Genomic DNA, 22,149 nt, shown 5'->3' with positions numbered 1-22,149 from the left:
AGAGCGCTATGCTTTTTATAACATATCGAAAGGAATGTGATTTGGCTCAGCATTACCATCTTCGAGGGCGTTTTTGGATAGAAAGCCCACAAGGTACTTTTTTAGGTCAAGGCCGTGTTTTGCTCTTGGAGCGGGTACAAGAACTTGGCTCTATTAGTGCTGCGGCACGTTCTATGAAAATGTCCTATCGCCAAGCGTGGGGGCTAATTAGCCAAATGAATAGCCATAGCCCTGAGCCTTTAGTGCTTAGCTCAACCGGTGGACAAGGTGGCGGCGGCGCACAACTTACCCACGTGGGTAAACGTGCCATTCAGCTTTATCACGAGGTACTTATCGATTTTGAGGCATTTCTGAGCCAACGCGCTCAAACGTTGAAGCTGTAAAATTTTTTTAACTAGCGTTATGCTTAAAAAGGAATAACCCAATGAAATCATTTCAATTCGCCATAACTTTGTTATTAGCTGCAACCATCGCACAGCCCATTTATGCAGACCAAGTACAAATTGCCGTGGCCTCAAACTTCTCGAAACCCTTAGAAGAAATCGCTGTTAAATTCAAAACTGAAACAGGGCATGAAGCAAAAATTTCGGCGGGTGCTACGGGCAAGCTTTATGCACAAATCGAACATGGTGCGCCCTTCGAGATTTTTATTTCAGCCGATAGTAAGACACCTAAAAAATTAGTCGATGCTCAGTTAGCTCTCGCCGAGAGTCAATTTACTTATGCGGTGGGTAAACTAGCCTTATGGAGTAGTCAAGAAAATAGGGTCGATCAGAACGGTGAAATTTTAAAAAATGCGGATAAATTCACGCATCTTGCGATTGCCAACCCCAAAACGGCACCTTACGGAGCAGCCGCTATTGAAGTCTTAGAAAAGTTAGGTTTATTAAAAACGCTAGAACCCAAATTCGTGCAAGGTGAAAATATTACGCAAACGTTTGATTTTGTGTCGACCGGCAATGCTGAATTAGGCTTTGTCGCAGTCTCACAGATTGAAAAAGACAAGGTGCTTACAAACGGTGGCTCGGTTTGGTTTGTGCCGACTGACCTGTATAAACCCATTTCACAAGATGCCGTCTTATTAAATAAAGGTAAAGATAATAAGGCTGCTCAGGCGTTATTGGATTATTTAAAAACACCTGATGCGCAAGCTATTATCACCAGTTATGGCTATGCCTTGCCCCAAGCCGAGAAAACCCCCTAAATGTTTACGCCAAGCGACTGGTCAGCGATTGGATTAACACTCAAACTAGCCACACTCACCACGCTAATTTTATTAGTGCTGGGCACACCTTTAGCTTGGCATTTAGCACGGACGCGCGCTTGGTGGAAAGCGCCTTTGAGCGCTATTGTTGCTTTGCCTATTGTGTTACCGCCGACTGTGATTGGTTTTTATTTATTAGTCGCACTCGGCCCTAAAGGTGTGATTGGGCAATGGATGCTCAGTTTAGGCTTAGATACCCTACCCTTTACCTTTAGCGGTTTAGTGGTTGCTTCCGTGTTTTACTCCTTACCCTTTGTGGTACAACCGATTCAAAATGCCTTTGAGAGCTTGGATCAACGCTTGCTAGAAGCGGCTAGCACCTTACGTGCACATCCTTTGGATGTATTTTTTAGTGTTGCCCTACCTTTAGCGCGTTCTGGCTTGCTAACCGCCACGATTTTGGGCTTTGCACATACGATTGGTGAATTTGGAGTTGTCTTAATGATCGGCGGCAATATTCCCGATAAAACGCGCGTGGTTTCAGTGCAAATTTATGATCATGTGGAGGCAATGGAATATGCGCAAGCCCATCAGCTCGCCGCCTTAATGCTAGTATTTTCTTTCACCATTTTATTCATGATGTATCTCATTAACAGCCGCTCCCATTTCATGCAAAAGTCATGAACAACCTACACACACGCTTTCATTTAACCCTCAAAACCTTCAGCTTAGCGCTAGACTTACACTTACCCGCTACAGGAATTAGTGCTATTTTTGGGGTTTCGGGCTGCGGTAAGACGACGTTTTTGCGCTGTATCGCGGGTTTAGAAAAAGCCGCTCAAGGCTATTGTGCGATAGGTAATACTGTTTGGCAGGATAGTTCGCGCCATTTATTTCTGTCAGCTCACCAACGTGAAGTCGGCTATGTATTTCAGGAAAGCTGCTTATTTCCGCATTTAAGCGTGAAACAAAACCTGCATTATGGTTTAAGGCGCAGTTCAAAACATCCCAACGCAAACGTCCTTGCACCAATTATTGAATTATTAGGCATCGAACATTTATTAGATCGAATGCCAGCCAAGCTCTCAGGGGGCGAGAAACAACGCGTGGCAATAGCACGCGCCTTAGCAGTAATACCACGCGTCTTATTGATGGATGAGCCCTTAGCGGCGCTCGATTTAGCGCGTCGTCAAGAAATCCTACCTTACCTCGCGCGCTTGCCGCATGAACTCCAGATTCCGATTGTCTACGTTACCCATTCGCCGCAAGAAGTAACGCAATTAGCCGATTATTTAGTCGTACTGGAAGCAGGACAACTGAAAGCAGCCGGTCGTTTAGAAGAAACCCTAACCAATTTAGAGTCACCCTTGGCAGTCAGTCGGCAAGCCTCGAGCATTATTCAAGCTCACGTGAGCGGCCATGAAGCACATTATCATCTGACACTAGCAAGTTTTTCGGGTGGCGTCTTAAGCCTCCCCTACCAACAACAAAGGACAGTAGGTACGCCTTTACGTTTGCGGATTTATGCACGTGATGTGAGTTTAAGCTTACAAAAACCACAACAGACCAGTATTTTGAATATTTTGCACGCCACCATTGCTGGCATGATCCATGATGGCGAAGGCCGCACGATGGTACGCTTAAGACTCGGTGATAGTGCTTTATTAGCCCATATTAGCTATAAATCGGCTTGCGAATTGGGCTTACAGGTTGGGATGGCCGTGTTTGCGCAAATCAAAGCCACGGCCATTTTATAAGTTAAATTCCGGGTTGACCGAGCACCATTAAGCCCATACGACTAGGGTCACGCCAAGTGGTATCCGATTGGCTGGCCCATGCAAGCTTCCCATCACGCCCTTGCCCATCATCATCGTCATTCACATGCACATCAATGCCTAAAGTATGACCAGCACGGGGTTGGACACCGAGTGCAGTCCAAGGAATAGTGACATCCACCATGAACTTGCCATCGATGCGTTGACTACGAAACTCGGCTGGAACAGGCGCCGAATTGGGGCCGAGGGTCAGGCGATCATCTCCCCAACGGTACTGTAAGTGCAGATCATTACGACGATCATATTGAGGAGCTAAACTCGCATCGCCATCTAAGAAAATTTCAACGCTATCGTCATCCCACAAATTACGTGAATCGCGTTGATTTTGATCGTCGCCAACCACGACACGCAGATAAAGTTTATTACTGTCCCAACTGGCCTGCCATACAGCCGCTAAATCTTGCTTGCCATCCACCCGACCCAGCAAGAGCTTACGTAGCTGGTAAGTCGAAGCTTGGCGCAAAGGATCAGCTGGATTTAACGCTGGAAATGCAATGGCTTTATTACCAAATACATACTTTTCAGCCGGTGGATTAGTGACGGATACCAACAAAGGCCGATAGCTATCATTCCGATTGAAATTAGGTTCACGCGGAGTCTGCCCCACGCTTGGGGCTGTAGTAATAGGATCAAGATTGGGAATCTTGGGCACATTATTTAAGGCCGCTTTTTCATTCAAGCTATTCGGCAAGGGCACAGGCTGATCCCCATTTAACTGCGCTAATTCCACCATACTTAAAGCACGCGGTTTCTCACGCCGCGTTAAGGTATTACTGGAGCACCCTGTCCACCAGCAAGGATTTGCTTTGATAAAACTGGCAATGGCCTGTTGTTTAGGCGCTTGAGCATCCGGCTGAGTAATATATTCCTTAGTACCGACATAGCCAAAACGCCCATAAGTACGGGGTGAGGAAAAGTGCACAAACATCTTGCCACCTGCCTGCTTCCAGCCCGCTAATAATTGCTTATAAATACTACCCATTTGCGGATGACGATTCGCTTGCGCAAACAAAGGATTGGGGTGCTGTGTATCGGTCTTGGTGGCATCATCAATTAAATGCTGCCCCCCTTCATAGGCAATCAAATCCACGCCAAATTTTTCCGTTAAAGCAGACTGCTTGCCAATAAATTCCAAAACGCGCGGTAATGAATGTCCCGCCTTTTTATCCATCATGGCACGGAAAATATCATTCACATTTGTAGAGCGGCGCAAATCATTGATATTCCCCGTAATATAAGGCGCAATCGCAAAAGCATCCGTGTGACGGAAAGCATCTTTATGCGCCAGCATGGTTTGAGTCATTTCAGGATTTCCCGTTAAACCAGCCATTAAACGCACCAAACGCTCTTTTCCACCAAACACTTGCTCAAAAATCCCGAAAATTTCGACCGAGCGCTGGGAATAAAACTTATAGCCCGCCACGTGTGGTACGGGATCGAGATTCAATTGCTGTCCCCCTTGTTTCATATAGGCATGTTGGCTAAAAATCCCGTTCCATGTCTCATTACTGTATTCAAGATAGATTTTTAAATTAGGATTTAAATGAGCACGCACATATTCTGCATAACGCCGCACATAATCATTATCAGCCGCATGAGGAATATTAAACCAAGGATCAGCATTAAGGCGGTTAGCTAATTCCACCATTACTTCCAACGGTGCACCACGCACCCCCTCAGACCCGCCCCAAGTGGCTTGCTCCACTAAATTACGATCTGACCAAGCGCGTGTAGGATTGCGCGTAATGCCGCTCATATTCATAAAGCGAATGACTTTATAATCCTTCATAAAGGTTAAATAATCAGGATTAAAAATGATTTTGGCGTGGTTATGTTCAAAGGTAAGATAATCCCGACGCTCACATTGACTGGCACCACTTACGCGGCGGAAGGGATTGCTGGCGCAAATCCCACCTTCAGGAACCACGTGAATATTGCGAATATAGTTATTGGGGTTGGTGGCTTTGATTTCTAATTTGACGCTGTATTCATTATCCTTACCGGGATCAATTAAGATCACATCGCGCCCCGGCTGGGATTCGACTAAGGAGGCATCAAGGCCATACTCAATTTTACCTTCGCCTTGATAAAGCACAATATAATAGCCGCGCGGAATAGTACCCGCCGGTAAGCGATGTACTAAACGAGTACCTGCTTGTGCGCCGGGGGCAATATATTTAGGCCAGCCATAATCGTCGTATTCAATTTGCCCCTTCGTCAAAAAAGGCACAGACTCGCGAAAGGGTAATGAAGCCTTGAATAAGTCGATAAATGGTACACTGGAGTCATACTCCAACACCTCATTGGTATTACTTCCCATGGCTGAGTTGGCATTGTAATAGCCGTGCGCTGTTGTGCCCAATAAAGCTTGTAGCACTATCAGCACCATGGCAGCCGCCATGCGCCCCCGTTGGCTAATTCCCCTGCTTATCATTTTTATACCCTAAACGCTTTTTTTTAAGTTTGTTATTGCTTGTACCGCTACCGTGCCCTCTGTAGCAGAGACAGTTGTTCTAGCTTAGCCAGTCTAAAAGTCGCCAGCTTAGCCTTAGCTGAAACAGCTATGAACGGTCAGATAAAGCGTTAGAAATTCAATATCTTAATAAGTTCCACTTATAATTATTTTAATTAATTAGTAGGACTAATAGCGGGGGTTGTAGGGATAATAGTTAGGATTTTTGGGATAATAATAATCGGTGTTGATCTGAACGCCTTGCTGCTGCAAGTAATCCAAAGCACCACTCGCTTGTAAGGCATATGCAAAGATAATCGTTAAAATGATCGCCCCCAACACCGCGAAGATAATTTTCACCTTACTATAAGGACGCTGCCCCTGAGTTTTACCATTTCTTCCATTGATGACAAAGCGATAAGTTTCACCCTGATAGCGAAAGGCAGCCGACCAAACAGGCAATAAGATATGCTTATAAGTCGTGTCAGAATAACGCGTATTGACCGCATTAATTTGCTGCTGATCGCCGCCAATATCCATACGGATAGCACGATGAATCGCATTCTCCATTAATACCCGCGCTTGCTGAAAACCTTCATCAAGATCCACTTGATAAATTTCACTGCGAAATCCACTGAGGTACGCTTGGTTATAAGCGACCAAGTGATTCATATCCCAAGGCTCAAGCTCATCCAAGATACTACGCGGTAGCGAGCGGGTAGCGCCCACTAATACATCATCAAAGGTTTGATAAACACGTCCTGAAACGGGTGTCCAACGAATGCGCGGTACATTGATTTCACGTTGTACATACCGCCCATTTACCAGCTCAGTGACTACTTGGCGTTCATAATAAACGGTGCCACGCATTCCATCATAGTCACTGGCCGTATGGCTATCATAGGTCCAATAAGGCACATAAATGCCTAGCAAACGCTCGTCACGCTCTGCCTTATTTTTTAACGCCGATGGGGCAAACCATAGCCCCGTGATCCACTTGTCAAACGAAGCGCGGGCTTGTTGCTCAGTAATAGCAAAAGGCAGTAAAGCTTTAGGCTGGAATAAACGCTCTTGCTCAGTGCTCGATACCACGGGCGTGCCACAAAACGGACAATCCCCCGCGTGTTCATTGGTTTTTAATTCAAACGCCGCCGCACAATTCGGACATTTGATAACTTGTGTACTATCGAGCGGCTGGAGCTTGGAGCGCGATAAAGCTTTGAGTGCCGAATTAAAATCGTACTCACGAATCGTGACGGGCTCATCAATAATCGGATTTTCGTGCCCACAATACTCACATTTTAAAACGCGCACGCCGGGTTGATAGATTAAATCAGCCCCGCATTCTTGACAGGGAAAATGCTGCTGATTCACCTGTTCCACACGAAAAGGTGCTTTGCCCGGCGCTGCGTTCATAAACTTATTATGCCCGTTTTTTTAAGGTAAAGGTGGCGGCGTCACGGAAGCAATTAAAGTAGCCACTTCAGGAACAGTACTAGCGGCTTGCCAATTCGCCATCCCCGGCTGCCACACTAAGCTTGTCGCTTTCAAAACGCCGGTACGCACAAAATTTTGTAGATCACTTAAGGTATGAGGGCCGCTTTGCTCTTGACCATTCGCGATATGCCATGACAGATTAGGTAAAGGCGGCGGTGCTGGTGTTGGCGCTGCTGCGCTGGCGGTTTTGGTATTTAAAACCTCCGCCATTTTACCCGCTACCGCAAAACCCATACCCATGTCTAAGGAACTATTACCACCCGACTTCCCTAAGCTTTCAGCCGTCTGGTATTTCAGATAATTATCTAAATTCCCGACTACGCCCATGCTAGTACGCTTGTCTAAAGCCTCTTCCACATTTTCCGGCAAAGAAATATTCTCAACCAAAATTTGCGTCAGCTCTAAGCCATAAGCTTTGAATTCAGGGGCAATTTTCTGAGTAACAAACTGCCCTAATTGCTCATAATTTGAGGCCAAATCCAAGACGGGAATATTAGCTTGACCAATGACAGTGGCAAAACGCGACACGATCATATTGCGTAATTGATCGCTAATTTCATCTACCGTAAAGCGATTATCCGTCCCGACAATTTGCTGCATAAATTGGCGCGGCTCAGTGATACGCGTGGCATAAGTTCCGAAAGCACGTAAACGTACCATATCGAAATCTTTATCGCGCAACATAATCGGATTACGCGTGCCCCATTTTAGATTGGTAAATTGGCGCATATTGCAGAAATAAACTTCTGCTTTGAACGGGCTATTAAAACCGTGATCCCAATGCTGCAAGGTCGAGAGCAAGGGTAAATTACGCGTTTCTAACTCATATAAACCTGGGCCAAGCACATCGGCAATCTGGCCTTCATTGACAAAAATCGCCATTTGCGATTCACGCACGGTGAGCTTCGCGCCATATTTGATTTCATTGTTATAGCGTGGGAAGCGATACACCATCGTATCGGTATTGTCGTCGGTCCATTCAATGACATCGACGAACTCACCCATTAATTTATCCCAAAGACCCATATCAGACTCCTTTTATAGCTGAAACAGCGCCGCCCACTTTTGCCTTTGCCGCCACTAAGGTGTCGCGCAATTCTTTTTCCATGAGTTTAATTTCTTCTTCTGCACGCGCACGCATCGCCTTACCTTCATCGGCAATACGCAAGGAATCATTGATGGTTTCAATCAAGCTCTGATTCGCTTTCTTCACCGAAGCCACATCGAATACGCCACGTTCCATTTGCTTACGCACTTCCGCATTCCCCATGCGCAAGGTTTCTGCATTCTTTTCCAATAACTCATTGGTCAAATCCGTCGAACGCTTTACCACTTCTGCTGCATCATTCATGCGGAAAATTGTCACTGCTTGTGCCAGTTGGTTTTTCCAAAGCGGAACCGTATTAATCAAGGTTGAATTAATTTTGTTAATCAATGTTTTATCATTTTCCTGCACCAAACGAATGCTCGGTAAGCTTTGCATAGCCACTTGGCGTGTTAGGCGCAAATCGTGTACGCGGCGTTCTAAATCATCGCGTGCACTACGCAAGTCGCGCAAATTCTGCGCCAACTCCATATCTTCTTTATTCAAATCCGCCTTAGTGGCCAAGGCTGGAATATCTTCCTGATCTAAACGACGTAGTTTTTCTTCGCCCGCAGCAATATAAACCTCTAAGCGATGGAAGAAATCTAAATTCGCTTCATAAAGCTTATCGAGTGTTACCACATCCGTGAGTAATTGGGTTTTGTGACCTTCCAATTGATCAGTAATCGTGTCAATTTGCTTGCGCACATCTTCGTATTGACTGAGGAAGCGCACCACTGGTTCAGCCTTGCCAAATAATTTCTGCCACCAACTGAGTTTTTTATTGGGATTGAGCGCATCAATATCAAAACCGCGAATCGCTGTAATCATATTCGTGAGTGAGCCACCTGCTGCACCCACATCTTTATTCTTCACACCGTCGAGCATTTTTTCTGAAATTGACGTCATTTGCTCTTGGGTTTTGGTGCCAAAAAACATGATGCTGCTGCGATCTTTGAGATCAATTTCACCGATGGCCGCTTCGATTTCGCCTTTTACCTTAGGCTCAGCTTGGGTATAAGCTACAATTTCCTTAGCAGGCGCTGCTAATGTCACTTCAGTACCCGGCACGACCGCCAAAGCTGTTGTTGTCGCGGTTTGAGTAGCGGTATCGCTCATGGTTTCTCCTGAATTAAATTTTTGTTGGACTTAATGTTCAATTACACACCTTCACGTTTTAATTGCTGTTGTAACACGGTAATTTGCACATCAAGATCGAAATGATCGTTTTCTAATAATTTAGTATGTTGTTCGTCAAAAGTCTGCTCGATAGAGTTCAACACATTACCAAAATCCGTTTTCAGCGCCTCCGGCATCACTTGCTGACTATTTTGCCCTTTCACATAGCCTTCAGTTACTTTTTGTGCACCATCCAAATAAACTTTTAAGAATTTGCGTGCATTGGACAGACGCGTAGGATCATCTTCAATCGTGCCTAAGATTTCACGTGCTTTAGCGGTAATACGGCCGAGTTGTGCACTGTACTGTGGCTCGCGAATGGCTTGTTTGGCCTGATCCAAAGCATTAATGCGTACATTCGCAGCATCCAAAGCTTCTAAAACATCCTGCAAATCAATACCTAAGGTAATATTGCCCGCCTTATCACGACGCGGATCAAGACCATAGGATAAGGCATAGCCCAAAACGGCGGACGCACCTAATAAAGCGGATGCAATCAAGGTGTAATCAGCACCCCACCACGCTAATAGACCGGTGGTAATACCCGTGAATAAAGCGGCTACGGTTTTATAAGGAGTGCGCGGTGCACGAGCGAGTTTGCGCTTGAGATATTCACGCTCAACCAACAAGCCTTTACGGGTCATTGAGGCAATCAGCATATAAACCGCAAAAGCGCCGCCCGCCACCAAGGCTTTAGTCACATGACCTTCCGCCAACGCAATCAATGCACCCGGCAATAAAGGCAAGGGTAATAGGTAAAGCAGAAAACCTCTTAATCCTAATTTCGAGTTAGTAGAACCAGAACCTTGGGCTGGAGGATCATAACGCCGCACGTTAGCCATTGAGCTATCTCAAACCATTACGTTAAAAAAGGAGGACTTGCCAACTAATCAAGCCGATAGTGGTGCTTAGTAGCAAAAAACCAATGGTTCGTTTAAAGGATTCATTCATGCTATTTTAACCTTCATGTTACGCTATCAAGCTGGTAAATTTTTATTGTGTTTTGTCGCTATATAGGCACAAGTTATAAAGAATACTAGGTAAAGCGCCAAGAAACCACAAGCCTCTGTCTGAGAATCGCGATTATTTTATGAGCAATACGCCCAGCATCCATTTAGTTATCCCCTATTTACGCAGTCCATTAGCACTGTGGGAACATGACTTCGGCTTTAAGCCGCAATCTCAGTATTTACTACCATTTATTAACACTAGTGTAGCGCAAGCTGTTCCTGTGCAGGGTTTAGAAAAAACGTTACTTTATATTTCCGGTTATCCGGATCATGACAACCTACCGTGGGCAGCCATTCGCTATGCGTTTGATACCGGGATACGCCCTGAGTCAGTCACAGAGGCTTTATTGTGTGCTGATCCGGTCTACTTGGAAAGTCATTTAGAGGGTGTCAACTTAAAGCAAGTGCTTAAGGCAACACCCGAAGAAGCTAACGCACTATTAAACACACTCAATACCCATTTAGCGCAAGATAATTTACAACTGATTACAACACGTCCAGAACATTGGTATCTAAAGGCCTTAAGTGAGACTATCGACTTTCCTAAAACTAGCCCAGCTTCGCAAGCACTGGGACAAAATATCCGCGATTACCTCCCCCAAAGCACTAATCTCTATTGGCGGCGCCTAATCAATGAACTACAAATGCTACTTTATACCCACCCTATCAATCAGCAACGTGAACGACTTAAGCAAGTACCTATTAATAGTGTCTGGTTGTGGGGTGAAGGCAGCGTTCAAGTCTCGCCACCTTCCCTACGCCTGGTGCAAAGTGGTGGTATACTTGGACAGATTATGGCTTTTTATAATGGCTGTGCCAGACAGCCCGAACTTGGTCCGAGTGACGCCCTGAATCAATTATTGCTAGTCCAACAATTGACGGAGTTTGCTTTGAAGGATGATCTAGAAAGCTGGCAGCAAAGCCTAAATCAACTAGAGCAACAACTAGCCTGGCTGTGGGAAAAGACACAAAATAGTGCTTATCAAATTACACTGTATGATACCCTAGGAACTTGCTGGATCTCGCCACCTAAGCAGGCAGAACGTAGTTTTAGGCAAAAACTTGCTAGTTTTTGGGCACATAAACACTAATATTTCATACTATTATTTTAATTGAAAACAATCACACCATGAAAATTGCTATTGCGGGAACCGGATATGTGGGTTTATCGATTGCTATGCTTTTGGCACAGCATCATGAGGTAGTTGCTTTAGACATCATGCCTGAAAAAGTAGCTTTACTCAATGACCGCAAATCTCCCATCGCTGATGCTGACATAGAGGATTTTCTGAAAAACAAAAAACTTCATTTTCGAGCTACTTTAGACCAAGAAGATGCTTATCAGAATGCAGATTTTGTAGTTATTGCCACCCCGACTGATTATGACCCGCAAACCCACTATTTTAATACGAAATCCGTGGAAACAGTGCTCAAAGACGTCATTAGGATTAATCCGCATGCAACTATGGTCATTAAATCGACCATACCTGTGGGCTATACTGCCACTATCAGTCAACAGCTTAATACCCAAAATATTCTTTTCTCGCCCGAATTCCTACGCGAAGGAAAAGCGCTTTACGATAATCTTTATCCTTCACGGATTGTTATTGGAGAACGTTCTAAGCGCGCAGAACAATTTGCTAAATTATTACAAGAAGGCGCTTTAAAACAGGATATTCCTTTACTATTTACCGAGCCCACTGAAGCGGAAGCCATTAAATTATTTGCCAATACCTATCTTGCTATGCGTGTTGCTTATTTTAATGAGTTAGATACCTATGCAGCTTCACATGGCTTGGACACACGCCAAATTATTGAAGGCGTCTGTTTAGACCCGCGTATTGGTCAACACTATAATAACCCCTCTTTTGGCTATGGTGGATATTGTTTACCCAAAGATACCAAGCAACTACTGGCTAACTACCAACATGTACCACAAAATTTAATCCAAGCGATAGTGGCCTCCAATTCAACGCGTAAAGACTTTATCGCCGACAGTATTATAAAACACAACCCACAAGTAGTAGGTGTCTATCGTCTAATCATGAAAAGCGGCTCAGACAATTTCCGTGCATCCTCCATTCAAGGCATTATGAAGCGGATTAAGGCGAAAGGCATTGAAGTCGTTTTATATGAGCCAGAATTAAAAGAAAGCGAATTTTATCGCTCAAAGATCATAAATGATCTAGATGCCTTCAAAAGTAAAAGTGATGTAATTATTGCTAATCGCTTAACAACGGATTTGCAAGATGTTTTAGACAAGGTCTACACGCGAGATTTGTTTGGTAACGACTGAACAACCAATGAACCTTTTTCCTATCTTCCACGACTTATAACTAGACTCAGTTTTAGCTTGAGTTTTTGGAGCCATACATGATTGACCTACATAGTCATATCTTACCTAAACTGTGTGATGGATCACCTAATCTTGAAACGTCAATCCAAATGGCGCGTATGGCGGTGGCTGACGGTATTACCCACTTAGCCTGCACACCCCATATTTACCCACCTGTTTATAATAATAATACACATATTATCTCAACTGCTATTCAACAACTTCAAACTGAGCTCGATCAATTACAAATTCCGTTAAAGTTAATGATTGGAGCTGATACCCATTTATTACCAGAAACGATGCAGGGTTTAAAAACAGGATTGATTCCTACTTTAAATTACTCGCGTTATTTTTTACTAGAGCCATCACACCATGTGCCTGTGAACAATTTTTTGGATCAGATTGAAAATTTCCTTAATGCAGGCTATATACCCATTATTACTCACCCTGAGCGCTTAAAATGGGTGGAAAACCATTATAATAACTTTATTGAGGCTGCGAAAATGGGGGCGTGGCTACAATTAACCGCTGGAGCTATCACTGGACACTTTGGTCGAACGGCTAAACGATTTGCAGAACGCTTTTTACAAGATGGTTATGTGCATATTTTAGCAACTGATTCCCATGGCACTGACAATCGCCCAGCAATTTTATCAGAGGGCAAGCAAGCTGCCATTCAATGGGTCGGTACAACAGAAGCTGAACATTTAGTCTATACGCGCCCTCAAGCCATTATCAATAACGTAGCACCTGAGCAAATTGTCCAGCCACCTGCGCTAACCTCCCTAATCAGGGATACTTCATCTCAGAACGTATCTACAACAAAATCCAATTCTTGGTTGAAACGTTGGTTTAATTGATTTATTAAAAATATGCTAAAATCCCATAAGCATTCATAACCCCTACAGAGTCAGTATTAACTATGCTCAAAAACTCATTCACCAAACAAATACCTGTGTTATCACTAACACTAGTAATAGCAGCGTGTAGCTCGACAGGCCCAGCCCCAACTGGTGCAGCCAGTACTCAAACTCCCGATGGCAAATCTATTTTCTCTGATGTTGCTGAGCTTGACTTTAATCCGCCTAAGGAAGATTACCGCATTGGCGCGAATGACTTGATTGATATAAAAGTCTTCCAAGCACCTGAACTGTCTCAATCCTCCCGCGTAGATCCTCAAGGCAATATATCCCTACCTTTAGTAGGCACTATTAAAGCAGCTGGCCTCACTCCTTCAAGTTTAGAGCAAAACATTGCTAAGTTGTTATCAGCCAAATATTTACAAGACCCTCAAGTCACTGTTTTTATGAAAGAATTCACCACACAACGTGTGACGGTTGAAGGCGAGGTTCAAAAGTCAGGCGTATTCCCTATTCAAGGTGAAATGACGCTATTACAAGCCGTCGCACTAGCAGGCGGCATGAATCAATTGGCTGACCCTTCAAAGACCGTATTGTTCAGAAAACAAGGTAATGCTTTAAAAGCATACAATATTAACTTAAACTTCGTGCGTGATGGTAAAATGCGTGATCCTTATATTAGAAATGATGACCGTATTATTGTGCATCGCTCTGATACACGTTTCTGGCTCAGAGAAACAGGTTCTCTGCTGAATCCTTTGCGCGCTTTAATACCCTAATTAACTTGTAATACTGCAAAACTAACTATGACCAATCCTGCTGGGGCTATTCCTCACTTTGCCGAAAACAAAAATGACCATTTGCCCATGGTCATTAATAACTCAAATGCCTTGGCCACCCAAGACTATCGCGATTATAGATCAGACCCTGACTCGGATGGTGATGAAATAGATTTGCGTCAATTGTGGCAGATTATTATGCGCCGCAAATGGCTCATTTTAAGCATGACATTAATTGTATTAGCTTTAGCTATTTTAGCCACCTTGATGATGACACCCATTTATCGCGCTAGTACTACCATAGAAATCAAGCCTGAAGAGACCAAAGTACTGGAATACGATGTTAATACCCAGCAGCAAAATTTTAATAGTAAAGACTTTTATCAAACGCAATATGAGCTATTAAAAAGTCGTAAACTAGCAGATCGTGTTATCGCCCAATTAGGTTTGGAAACAGAGTTAAAAGGTGACAAACTCGCCAAACCTTTTTTCATTGAGCAACTGGACTCATTAAAAGAAAGTTTCAATATCTTGAAGTCAGACAATAAGCAAAATGAAAATAATATAGATCAGACTACCAATGATACAGAAACTCAAATACCTAGCCCCAATAAATCAGTACTGGGCGAAAGACCTCTAAGTCAGGGGTTCCTTAGTGGTCTTACTGTTTCCCCTGTTAAAAACTCACAAATTGTCACTATACATTATGACCATAAAAATCCAGAGCGAGCTGCACTTATTAGCAATGCTATTGCTGAAAATTTTATTGAAATGAATTTAGAGCGGCGTCGAAATGCAGCTGAGTATGCTGAGAAGTTTCTATCCCGAGAATTAGAAACTGCTAAGAGCAAGTTATTTGAAGCCGAAAATAAACTTAATAACTACGCTAAGCAAAAAGACATCATTCTCACCAAAGACGATAATTCTCTAGTCGCTCAACGCCTAGAAGACCTGAATAAGTCTTTAACTGAAGCCGAGAAAGACCGTGTGCGAGCCGAAAGTGATTTTCAACAAGCTGGGCAAACAGAAGGTGCCAGTAATACACTTAAAAATGCCACTATTCAGGAACTTAAAAAGAATCTGGCTAAACTGCAAGGCGAATATCAAGCTGAATTAAGCTCCTCACGTTCATTTGACAATCCAACTATTCAAACCATGAAACGGCAATTAGCTGATCTTCAGAGTCGTTTAAGTGGCGCCATGTCCTCCTCCGGTGCTTTTGACAATCCTACAGTGCAGGGTTTAAAACGAGAGCTAGCTACCCTAGAAGCAGAATACCGTGAGAAAGCACAGATCTATAAACCTGCCTACCCTTTGATGGTACAAATTAAACAAAAAATAGATAGTATTCGGTCTGAAATTAGTCAAGAAACCAAGGCTTTGAACACTAGTAATCAAGGTAACTTACGCCAACAAATTAACGAGCTACAAACGCAAATAGCGCGTGAGACACAAGCATTAAATGCGAATACTTCCGCCAATTTAAAACAGCAAATCGCTGAGTTACAAGCTCAAATAGCGCGTGAAACCAATACGATTAGTAATACGACAGCAGCCGACTTAAGAGCGAAATACCTAGCCGCCAAGCAACGTGAAGATACTTTACGTGCCCAAGTGCAAGCGCAGAAAACCGAATTTGAAAATTTGCGCGACAAAACGGTGGGCTATGGAGAGTTAAGACGCGAAGTCGAAAGTAACCGTAATATCTATGAAGGCTTGCTAAATCGCCAAAAACAAGTCGGCGTCGCGGCTGGAGTAGGCTCGAATAATATTTCGATCGTCGACGAAGCGACTATACCTTTCTCTGTCTATAAGCCCAATAAAAAGCTGAATGCAGCTTTAGGTTTAGTTGGTGGCTTATTCTTGGGTTTGGTATTGGCCTTTCTTTTAGAGTTTTTAGACGATCGTATTAAAAGCCCTGATGATGTTGAGCGTTTATTGAGCCTTCCTATTTTAGGCATTATTCCACGCTCTAAGAATAAAGATACTAAAAAACTAGCTATCATGACACAAAGTGACCCACGTTCAGCCTTCGCTGAGGCGTTTAGATCCTTACGAACTAATCTTATGTTTTCAACCCGAACAGGTGTACCTCGCACTTTGGCCATTACTAGTGCCTCCGCCGCAGAAGGTAAGACTACAACCGCTATTAATTTGGCCACTGTTTTTGCACAATCCGGTAAAACTATTTTATTAGTCGATACAGATTTACGGAATCCTTCTGTGCATAAGCGCTTAGGATTAGATAACTCTAAAGGACTCACTAACTATTTAACGGGACAAGATCACGCAGAAAACGTGACCCAAAGCTGTCAAATTCCAGACGTCTATGTAATTACTGCAGGCCCACTTTCACCCAATCCTGTTGAACTACTGTCTGGTGAACGTTTAGACGAGTTACTGACTTTAGCTAATCAAGGCAGTTTTGATATGGTGATTCTAGATATGCCACCAGTACTTGGACTTGCTGATGCCCTAATCGTATCCAATCGCGTTGACGCGACTATCCTCAGTGTTATTATGGGTGAATCTAAAAAGCAAATTTTGTCCGGAGCTTTCAAGCGCTTACGCCAAGCAAGATCCAATATTATCGGCGTAGTGCTGAGCAAAGCTAAACAAGGTAGTGGCTATGGCTATCACTATGATTATAATTATTATACTTATGGACATGATAACAAACTGCCTAAAGCAGTATAGTTTTATATTTGGACTTTCTATTAGGGAAAACATTTGCTATAAGCCAAATGTTTTCGATACTCAGGATCAACCATACTTATGGCCGCACTGTTAGCGCTTAAACAAGCTGAGAACTTTGATAACTATAACCATATTTTATTAGCTGATCGCTTCCAGCCAAATACTCTACAAAGCAGCACAGCACTAGCGGAGTTTTATTGGGGCCAAGATCTAAAAACCTTAAACGCTGATGGCTCCTCAAACGAAGTATTCATTGTTCTCATTCATAAACATTTAACCCAAACGCATGAGCACACTTTAGTATTTCAAAGAGTTCTCAATGAGTTTCACCAGCGAGAAGATCTTTCATTAAGCGTTCTAGAATATGGTCGGTATCAGGGACAATTTTGGTATGTCTTGCCTTCTCTAGAAGGAGAATTTTTAAGTGAAAAAATTAAGCGTGTCGGGAGGAATGGTTTAAGCCTCACAGAAACTTTTGATATTACTGAACAAATAATAACTGAGCTTAAGCACACACCTTTGAAACAAGCCTATGGCTATTTAGAAGCTGGTGCTGTTTTTTGTCAAGCCAAGCAGTGTCATTTACTGTCTACACCGATAGCCTCTGCCTTGTCCCTCATTACCTCCGTAAAGCGCAATACCATTGGCTCTTTCACTTTACAGTCCAGCTTTATTAGTCCTGATGCCGCGATGGGAGAAGCAGCAAGCTCAGCTGCTGATACTTTTTCAATAGCCGCGATTATTTATTACATGCTTAATGGGCATCTTCCTTTTGTTTTAGAAAGTAGTTTAGAAGCCGCTTATAAGCAAATTATACCTGCCACTGTATTAAAATTAGAGCCAGAGCATTGGGAACATTTAAAGCGAGCCCTATCCTTCAAAAAAGAAGAGCGTCACACAACACCAGAGGAATTATTATATCAACTTCAACAGCTCATTATTAATAAGCAGCGATTTAGTAGAACTACTATTTTACTAACTAGCCTAGTCATTAGCGTACTGACTGGCTATGCAGCGTATCAAGCTTTTAAGCCAGCATCTCGGACTGAGGCAGTCGAGAATCAGGCTAGTTCGATAGCTCCTAACAGTACAATGTCTACTGCAAACACATTAGAGCAATCGATGCTCATTAACGCTAAAGCGCTTGAACAACAAGCTGTAACAACTACTAATCCTGCAATACCGGATCAGGTTATAAGTAATAGCCCTTTGAATACTATACCGACAGTGGTAGGCGATGCGATTGCAAATCCTCCCTCCAAACTTATGCTGGAAGATCAAACACCTCCGCCTAATAATGAACTCTTAGCTCAACAGCAACAGTGGGCCGCAGAATTAGAAAAACAACGTCTAGAAGCCGAGCAAAAACAACGTGATCTTGAAGCCAAAAACAAAGCTTTAGCCGAAGCAGAAAAGCAGAAATTAGCCTTAGAAAAACAATTACAATTATTAAGTACAGCCAATACACCAGAGCCAATGCCGAGCAACTCATCTTCACGTGAAAACAATACAAATACAGCTCCCCCTCCAAGTTTGGTAGTACCACAAGCACCCATCACTAGACCGCAGTCAGATGCATCAATACCCAAACCATTAAATTCCTCAGACAACATAGTTCAGGTATCAGTCGGCCAAGCCCAAGCAAACAGAACAATTACCGCGTCAGTACAACGCCCCTCTAACAACCCAGCTATAACTCATAACTCCCAAACAGCTATGTTGACGCCTAAGGCAGAAAACATAGAGCCCGCTAAAAAACAAAGTGAATCCCCCATACGTCCATCGTATCCCCCTCCCCGAGCTATAGAAACAAGACAAGCTAGTAATAGTGTAACTGAGCCTCAACAGGAAATGGCACGGCTCATTTATAAAACCGTGGCAGGTCAAGCACGCTTTCCAAATCCAAGACTTTTTGGCCCTATTGCCCCCGAAGAGCAGGCTGATGCAGATCGCTCTTGTCGTCAATTAGGCGCTATTAATGCTATTGGTTATCATCCACGAGCTATTAATTTAGAAGGAAAACCCTTTTCCTCTTATTATTGCCATTTTTCTGATGCGCCAACAGATGAGATAGATTTAATTGGGAGTCAACCCTCAGCTACATCACCTAGGTTAACACAACGAAAACTCTTAGCTTGGGACAAGCCACATTTATTCGGCCCCATACCTGCTAACCTTCAAACGGTTGGTAATAATATTTGTCAAAAAGCAGGTTTTCGTTTTGCAACAGAATATTATCCGTATGCTCTTGATGAGAAAGGTCGCCCTATGCCACAAGGTGGATATATTTGTGATAATTAAAGCTAGAGTTGTGAAATTAATTAGGCAAATCCTTTGGATTATTATCGTCTTACTATTCTGTAGCGGTATCATCATCAGCAGTGTATCGCTGCGTACCATAGGCTTTGTGCCAAGTGACTTTATTGACGCTAACCCCACCCAATACCCAACTCAGTGGCAAACCCCTTCATCAGTCACCCTTCTAAACTTAGCTGAAGAAGCTATGATTGATAACAAATTAACGGCAAGTGAACCACTAGCCTTAAAAGCGTTAAGCCATAATATAACCAACGGTGGTACAACAACATTATTAATGCGCATCGCTAGCCAGCTCAAACAATCCGATAAAGAAAAAACATTGGCAAATTTTTCCGATAAACTTTGGCCTGCCCATGCTTATACACGTGCTTATCTTGCCGATTATTGGGTGAAACAAAATGACCTAGAAAAAGTATTACGTGAGTGGAATACACTATTAATTCATAATCCGGCTACTCAAGAAAAGCTTTTTCCTATTTTGCAGCAACTTGCTAATGATAGAGCTAGTGCAGAACTCTTAAAGCCTTATTTAAAAACTCCACCAAACTGGTGGAAAGCCTTCTTCGCCTATCTTATTAATAAAAATACCTCTATTGAGCCTATTGGTGCACTTTATCAAGCACGTTTAGATGCTGGAGGCACTATTGACCCATATGAAAGACGCCTATATGTCCAACGCCTGATTAAAGAACAGCGCTGGGAGGATGCCTATATAGCTTGGTTAAGTGGACTTAATGAACAACAAATTAGGCTAAGTGGTTTTCTCTATGATGGTGGCTTTGAAGATGGTGTATTAAACACAGGATTTGATTGGACTTTTATCAAAAATAGAAATATTACTCTAATAACCGAATCGACTATTGGCATGAAGGGGATGAAAGCATTACACCTTACTCTCAGTAATAGAGAGCCGGTGAATTTCGCTCACCTATTACAATACCTAAAGTTAGCTCAAGGTAAGTATCTTGTTAGATTTTCTTCACGGGTTGACAATATCCAAAATCCTGAAGGGCTAAAATGGCGAGTACGCTGCTACCCTAGTAACAAATTATTAGGTGAAAGCAGTGCTATTAAAGAAAAATCTCAATGGTCTAATAGTGAATTTAGTTTTAATTTACCTGATCTAGCCCCTAGTGAATGCGGTTTACAACTCTTACGCTTAGAAGCCAGTTCAACTTATAAACATCAACAATCTTTTCGAGGTTCACTATGGTTTGATAATATGTCTATAGTTAAAGCAAACCCTTCTGAAAACTCCAAACAAATACCTAATCAGCCTAGTGAATAAATCTCTTTTAAATTGGATGTGTGTCATCCTGATCACTTTATTATTTTTTTTAAGCCAGTATTTCTCTGGCGGTAAAGAATATAGCACTCTGCTGCTCATTGAAATATTAGGTAGCATACTACTACTTATAACACTGTCTTTAAGAACTTATCAATATCGACTCTCGAAAGCAATTTGGGTCTGCATAATCACCGGCTTTCTGATACCTATTTTATATTTGATACCAATTTCTTTAGAATTTTGGCAAAAACTTCCTTATCGCTCCCATTATCAGCCCATATTGGAATGGGTAATACAGCAAACTGGAGAACTACCTTGGCTTGGTCTTAGTTTAATTCCACAAAAAACCTTTCATGCCTTGATAGCTATCACCCCATTATTAGCAATTTTTTTAGCAACGACTGGTCTAGAGCGAAAACAATTAAAAGCTATCATCTACATATTCTTATTAGCCGCCGGTTTTCAAGCAGCGTGGGGCATTATTCAGCATTCTAGTGGATCAGCGGCATTCTATAGACTGGAAAGGAGCCCTATAGGAAGCGCGATAGGTGGTTATTTAAATCGCGATCATTTCTCCGTATTACTGTATCTAGCAACACCGATTAGTATGGGTTTATTGTTTAGCTCTTTTCAGCACCATGCCGATACAGATGACGATAAGAGCACGGCTCCTATGATTACTAAGCTCTTATTAAGCATTTTAATTATTATGCTGATTGCGACAACAATTCTTGCTGCGTCTAGAGCGGGTATTTTTCTAATCTTCTTAGCATTTATAATCTCGCTTGTTGTTTTTTCTAAGAATTTAAGTATTTTTAAAAGTGCTGGCATCGCATTTGTACTTGCTGGTATAGCTTCTGTTATTCTGTCTTCTATTGGCATTATCCCTGTTATTAATCGATTTATTGCCTTGGACCCATTTGAAGATGGACGCGCTATTATCTTCAAAACCACTATTGAAGGCATTAAAGCCTTTTTTCCTATTGGCTCTGGGCCCAGTACATTTCAAGAAGTGTTTCGAAATTTTCAAGCTTATGACGATGTAGGCTTTACTAATCATGCTCACAATGATTACTTAGAATTACTTTTTGAGACAGGTTTAGTTGGCGCTGTTTGGGGCAGTATGGCTCTAATTGTTTTTCTTTCGGGATGGTGGTTTATTCTAAAAGTAAAATGGGATGAGCTAAAATTTATAAAAATGGGTGCAGGGATAAGTACAACATTATTTCTACTACATGGGCTAGTTGATTTTAATTTCCACACCCCAGCAAATGCTTTGGCATGGTGTTTTTTAGCTGCGATTTTTTTAAGAAAAGAAAGTAAGCAATGGAACCTAGGTCGTGATTTAAGGGAGTTGAAAACGCTTTGATGGAGCTTTATCGTTAAAGGCATTTGATCTGAGGAAGAGGTGTGTATGGCCACCGTACCAGTCGACTGCCGCTACTGTCAAAGTGCATCGATTTACAAACACGGCTATGCGCGTAGTGGTGAACCGCGTTACCGCTGCCGTGATTGCCAACGTAGTTTTCAACTTTACTATCATAATGTGGGCAACCGCGACGGTATTCCCGAAAAAATTGTTGAGATGGCGATCAATGGTTCAGGGGTTA

General features: G+C 42.8%; 18 protein-coding genes. 13 read left to right on the top strand and 5 right to left on the bottom strand.

What is annotated here, in order from left to right:
• Positions 1–41: 41 nt before the first annotated feature.
• From A3IE_RS0107185 to modC, 4 genes are read left to right on the top strand one after another with little or no spacing between them, the layout of a single operon-like run.
• Positions 42–383, top strand: coding sequence for a winged helix-turn-helix domain-containing protein (locus A3IE_RS0107185; protein ID WP_020394928.1), 342 nt, complete (start codon positions 42–44; stop codon positions 381–383).
• A gap of 41 nt (positions 384–424) precedes the next feature.
• Positions 425–1,204 (top strand): molybdate ABC transporter substrate-binding protein, encoded by a 780-nt coding sequence (gene modA / locus A3IE_RS0107180; RefSeq protein ID WP_020394927.1) that lies wholly within the window; start codon positions 425–427, stop codon positions 1,202–1,204.
• Positions 1,205–1,888, top strand: coding sequence for a molybdate ABC transporter permease subunit (gene modB / locus A3IE_RS0107175; RefSeq protein ID WP_020394926.1), 684 nt, complete (start codon positions 1,205–1,207; stop codon positions 1,886–1,888).
• Positions 1,885–2,961, top strand: coding sequence for a molybdenum ABC transporter ATP-binding protein (modC, locus tag A3IE_RS0107170; RefSeq protein WP_020394925.1), 1,077 nt, complete (start codon positions 1,885–1,887; stop codon positions 2,959–2,961). The genes modB and modC overlap by 4 nt, the downstream gene beginning before the upstream one ends.
• Position 2,962: 1 nt before the next feature.
• Here the strand turns inward: modC and A3IE_RS0107165 are convergent, their stop codons facing one another.
• From A3IE_RS0107165 to A3IE_RS0107145, 5 genes are all read right to left on the bottom strand, one after another.
• Positions 2,963–5,473 (bottom strand): sugar-binding protein, encoded by a 2,511-nt coding sequence (locus A3IE_RS0107165; protein ID WP_026154829.1) that lies wholly within the window; start codon positions 5,471–5,473, stop codon positions 2,963–2,965.
• Between the two features lie 207 nt (positions 5,474–5,680).
• Positions 5,681–6,907: a TFIIB-type zinc ribbon-containing protein gene (locus tag A3IE_RS0107160; RefSeq protein WP_020394923.1), complete on the bottom strand. Its 1,227-nt coding sequence runs from the start codon at positions 6,905–6,907 to the stop codon at positions 5,681–5,683.
• A gap of 21 nt (positions 6,908–6,928) precedes the next feature.
• Positions 6,929–8,014, bottom strand: coding sequence for an SPFH domain-containing protein (locus A3IE_RS0107155; protein WP_020394922.1), 1,086 nt, complete (start codon positions 8,012–8,014; stop codon positions 6,929–6,931).
• Between the two features lies 1 nt (position 8,015).
• On the bottom strand, positions 8,016–9,191 hold the full coding sequence (locus A3IE_RS0107150; protein ID WP_020394921.1) for a toxic anion resistance protein: 1,176 nt from the start codon (positions 9,189–9,191) through the stop codon (positions 8,016–8,018).
• Between the two features lie 41 nt (positions 9,192–9,232).
• Entirely contained in the window at positions 9,233–10,093 is an 861-nt protein-coding gene (locus A3IE_RS0107145) for a 5-bromo-4-chloroindolyl phosphate hydrolysis family protein (RefSeq protein WP_020394920.1), read from the bottom strand.
• Positions 10,094–10,341: 248 nt separating this feature from the next.
• On the opposite strand from A3IE_RS0107145, the gene A3IE_RS0107140 reads away from it, so the two are divergent.
• The 9 genes from A3IE_RS0107140 to A3IE_RS0107100 form a co-directional block, all read left to right on the top strand.
• Positions 10,342–11,352, top strand: a complete 1,011-nt coding sequence (locus A3IE_RS0107140) for a hypothetical protein (RefSeq protein WP_020394919.1) — start codon at positions 10,342–10,344, stop codon at positions 11,350–11,352.
• Positions 11,353–11,390: 38 nt separating this feature from the next.
• Positions 11,391–12,557, top strand: coding sequence for a nucleotide sugar dehydrogenase (locus A3IE_RS0107135; RefSeq protein WP_020394918.1), 1,167 nt, complete (start codon positions 11,391–11,393; stop codon positions 12,555–12,557).
• Positions 12,558–12,634: 77 nt separating this feature from the next.
• Entirely contained in the window at positions 12,635–13,456 is an 822-nt protein-coding gene (locus A3IE_RS0107130) for a tyrosine-protein phosphatase (RefSeq protein WP_020394917.1), read from the top strand.
• A gap of 95 nt (positions 13,457–13,551) precedes the next feature.
• Positions 13,552–14,235 (top strand): polysaccharide biosynthesis/export family protein, encoded by a 684-nt coding sequence (locus A3IE_RS0107125; RefSeq protein ID WP_169333052.1) that lies wholly within the window; start codon positions 13,552–13,554, stop codon positions 14,233–14,235.
• Positions 14,236–14,262: 27 nt separating this feature from the next.
• Complete coding sequence (locus tag A3IE_RS21965) at positions 14,263–16,932, top strand: polysaccharide biosynthesis tyrosine autokinase (protein ID WP_020394915.1); 2,670 nt, start codon at positions 14,263–14,265, stop codon at positions 16,930–16,932.
• Positions 16,933–17,010: 78 nt separating this feature from the next.
• A complete protein-coding gene (locus A3IE_RS0107115; protein ID WP_020394914.1) occupies positions 17,011–19,233 on the top strand; it encodes a serine/threonine-protein kinase in 2,223 nt (740 codons plus the stop codon).
• Positions 19,223–20,539 carry a tetratricopeptide repeat protein gene (locus tag A3IE_RS0107110; protein ID WP_020394913.1) on the top strand — a complete coding sequence of 439 codons (1,317 nt, stop codon included), beginning with the start codon at positions 19,223–19,225 and terminating at the stop codon, positions 20,537–20,539. Before A3IE_RS0107115 ends, A3IE_RS0107110 begins: the two co-directional genes overlap by 11 nt.
• Positions 20,532–21,908, top strand: coding sequence for an O-antigen ligase family protein (locus A3IE_RS0107105; protein WP_020394912.1), 1,377 nt, complete (start codon positions 20,532–20,534; stop codon positions 21,906–21,908). Before A3IE_RS0107110 ends, A3IE_RS0107105 begins: the two co-directional genes overlap by 8 nt.
• A gap of 45 nt (positions 21,909–21,953) precedes the next feature.
• The coding region (locus A3IE_RS0107100) for an IS1/IS1595 family N-terminal zinc-binding domain-containing protein (protein WP_020394911.1) at positions 21,954–22,149 on the top strand (196 nt) is incomplete at its 3' end.

The sequence above is a fragment of the Thiolinea disciformis DSM 14473 genome (genome assembly GCF_000371925.1).
Taxonomy (GTDB): domain Bacteria; phylum Pseudomonadota; class Gammaproteobacteria; order Thiotrichales; family Thiotrichaceae; genus Thiolinea; species Thiolinea disciformis.
Note: the sequence above shows the minus strand (reverse complement) of the source record. Positions and strands in the feature narration are given on the sequence as shown.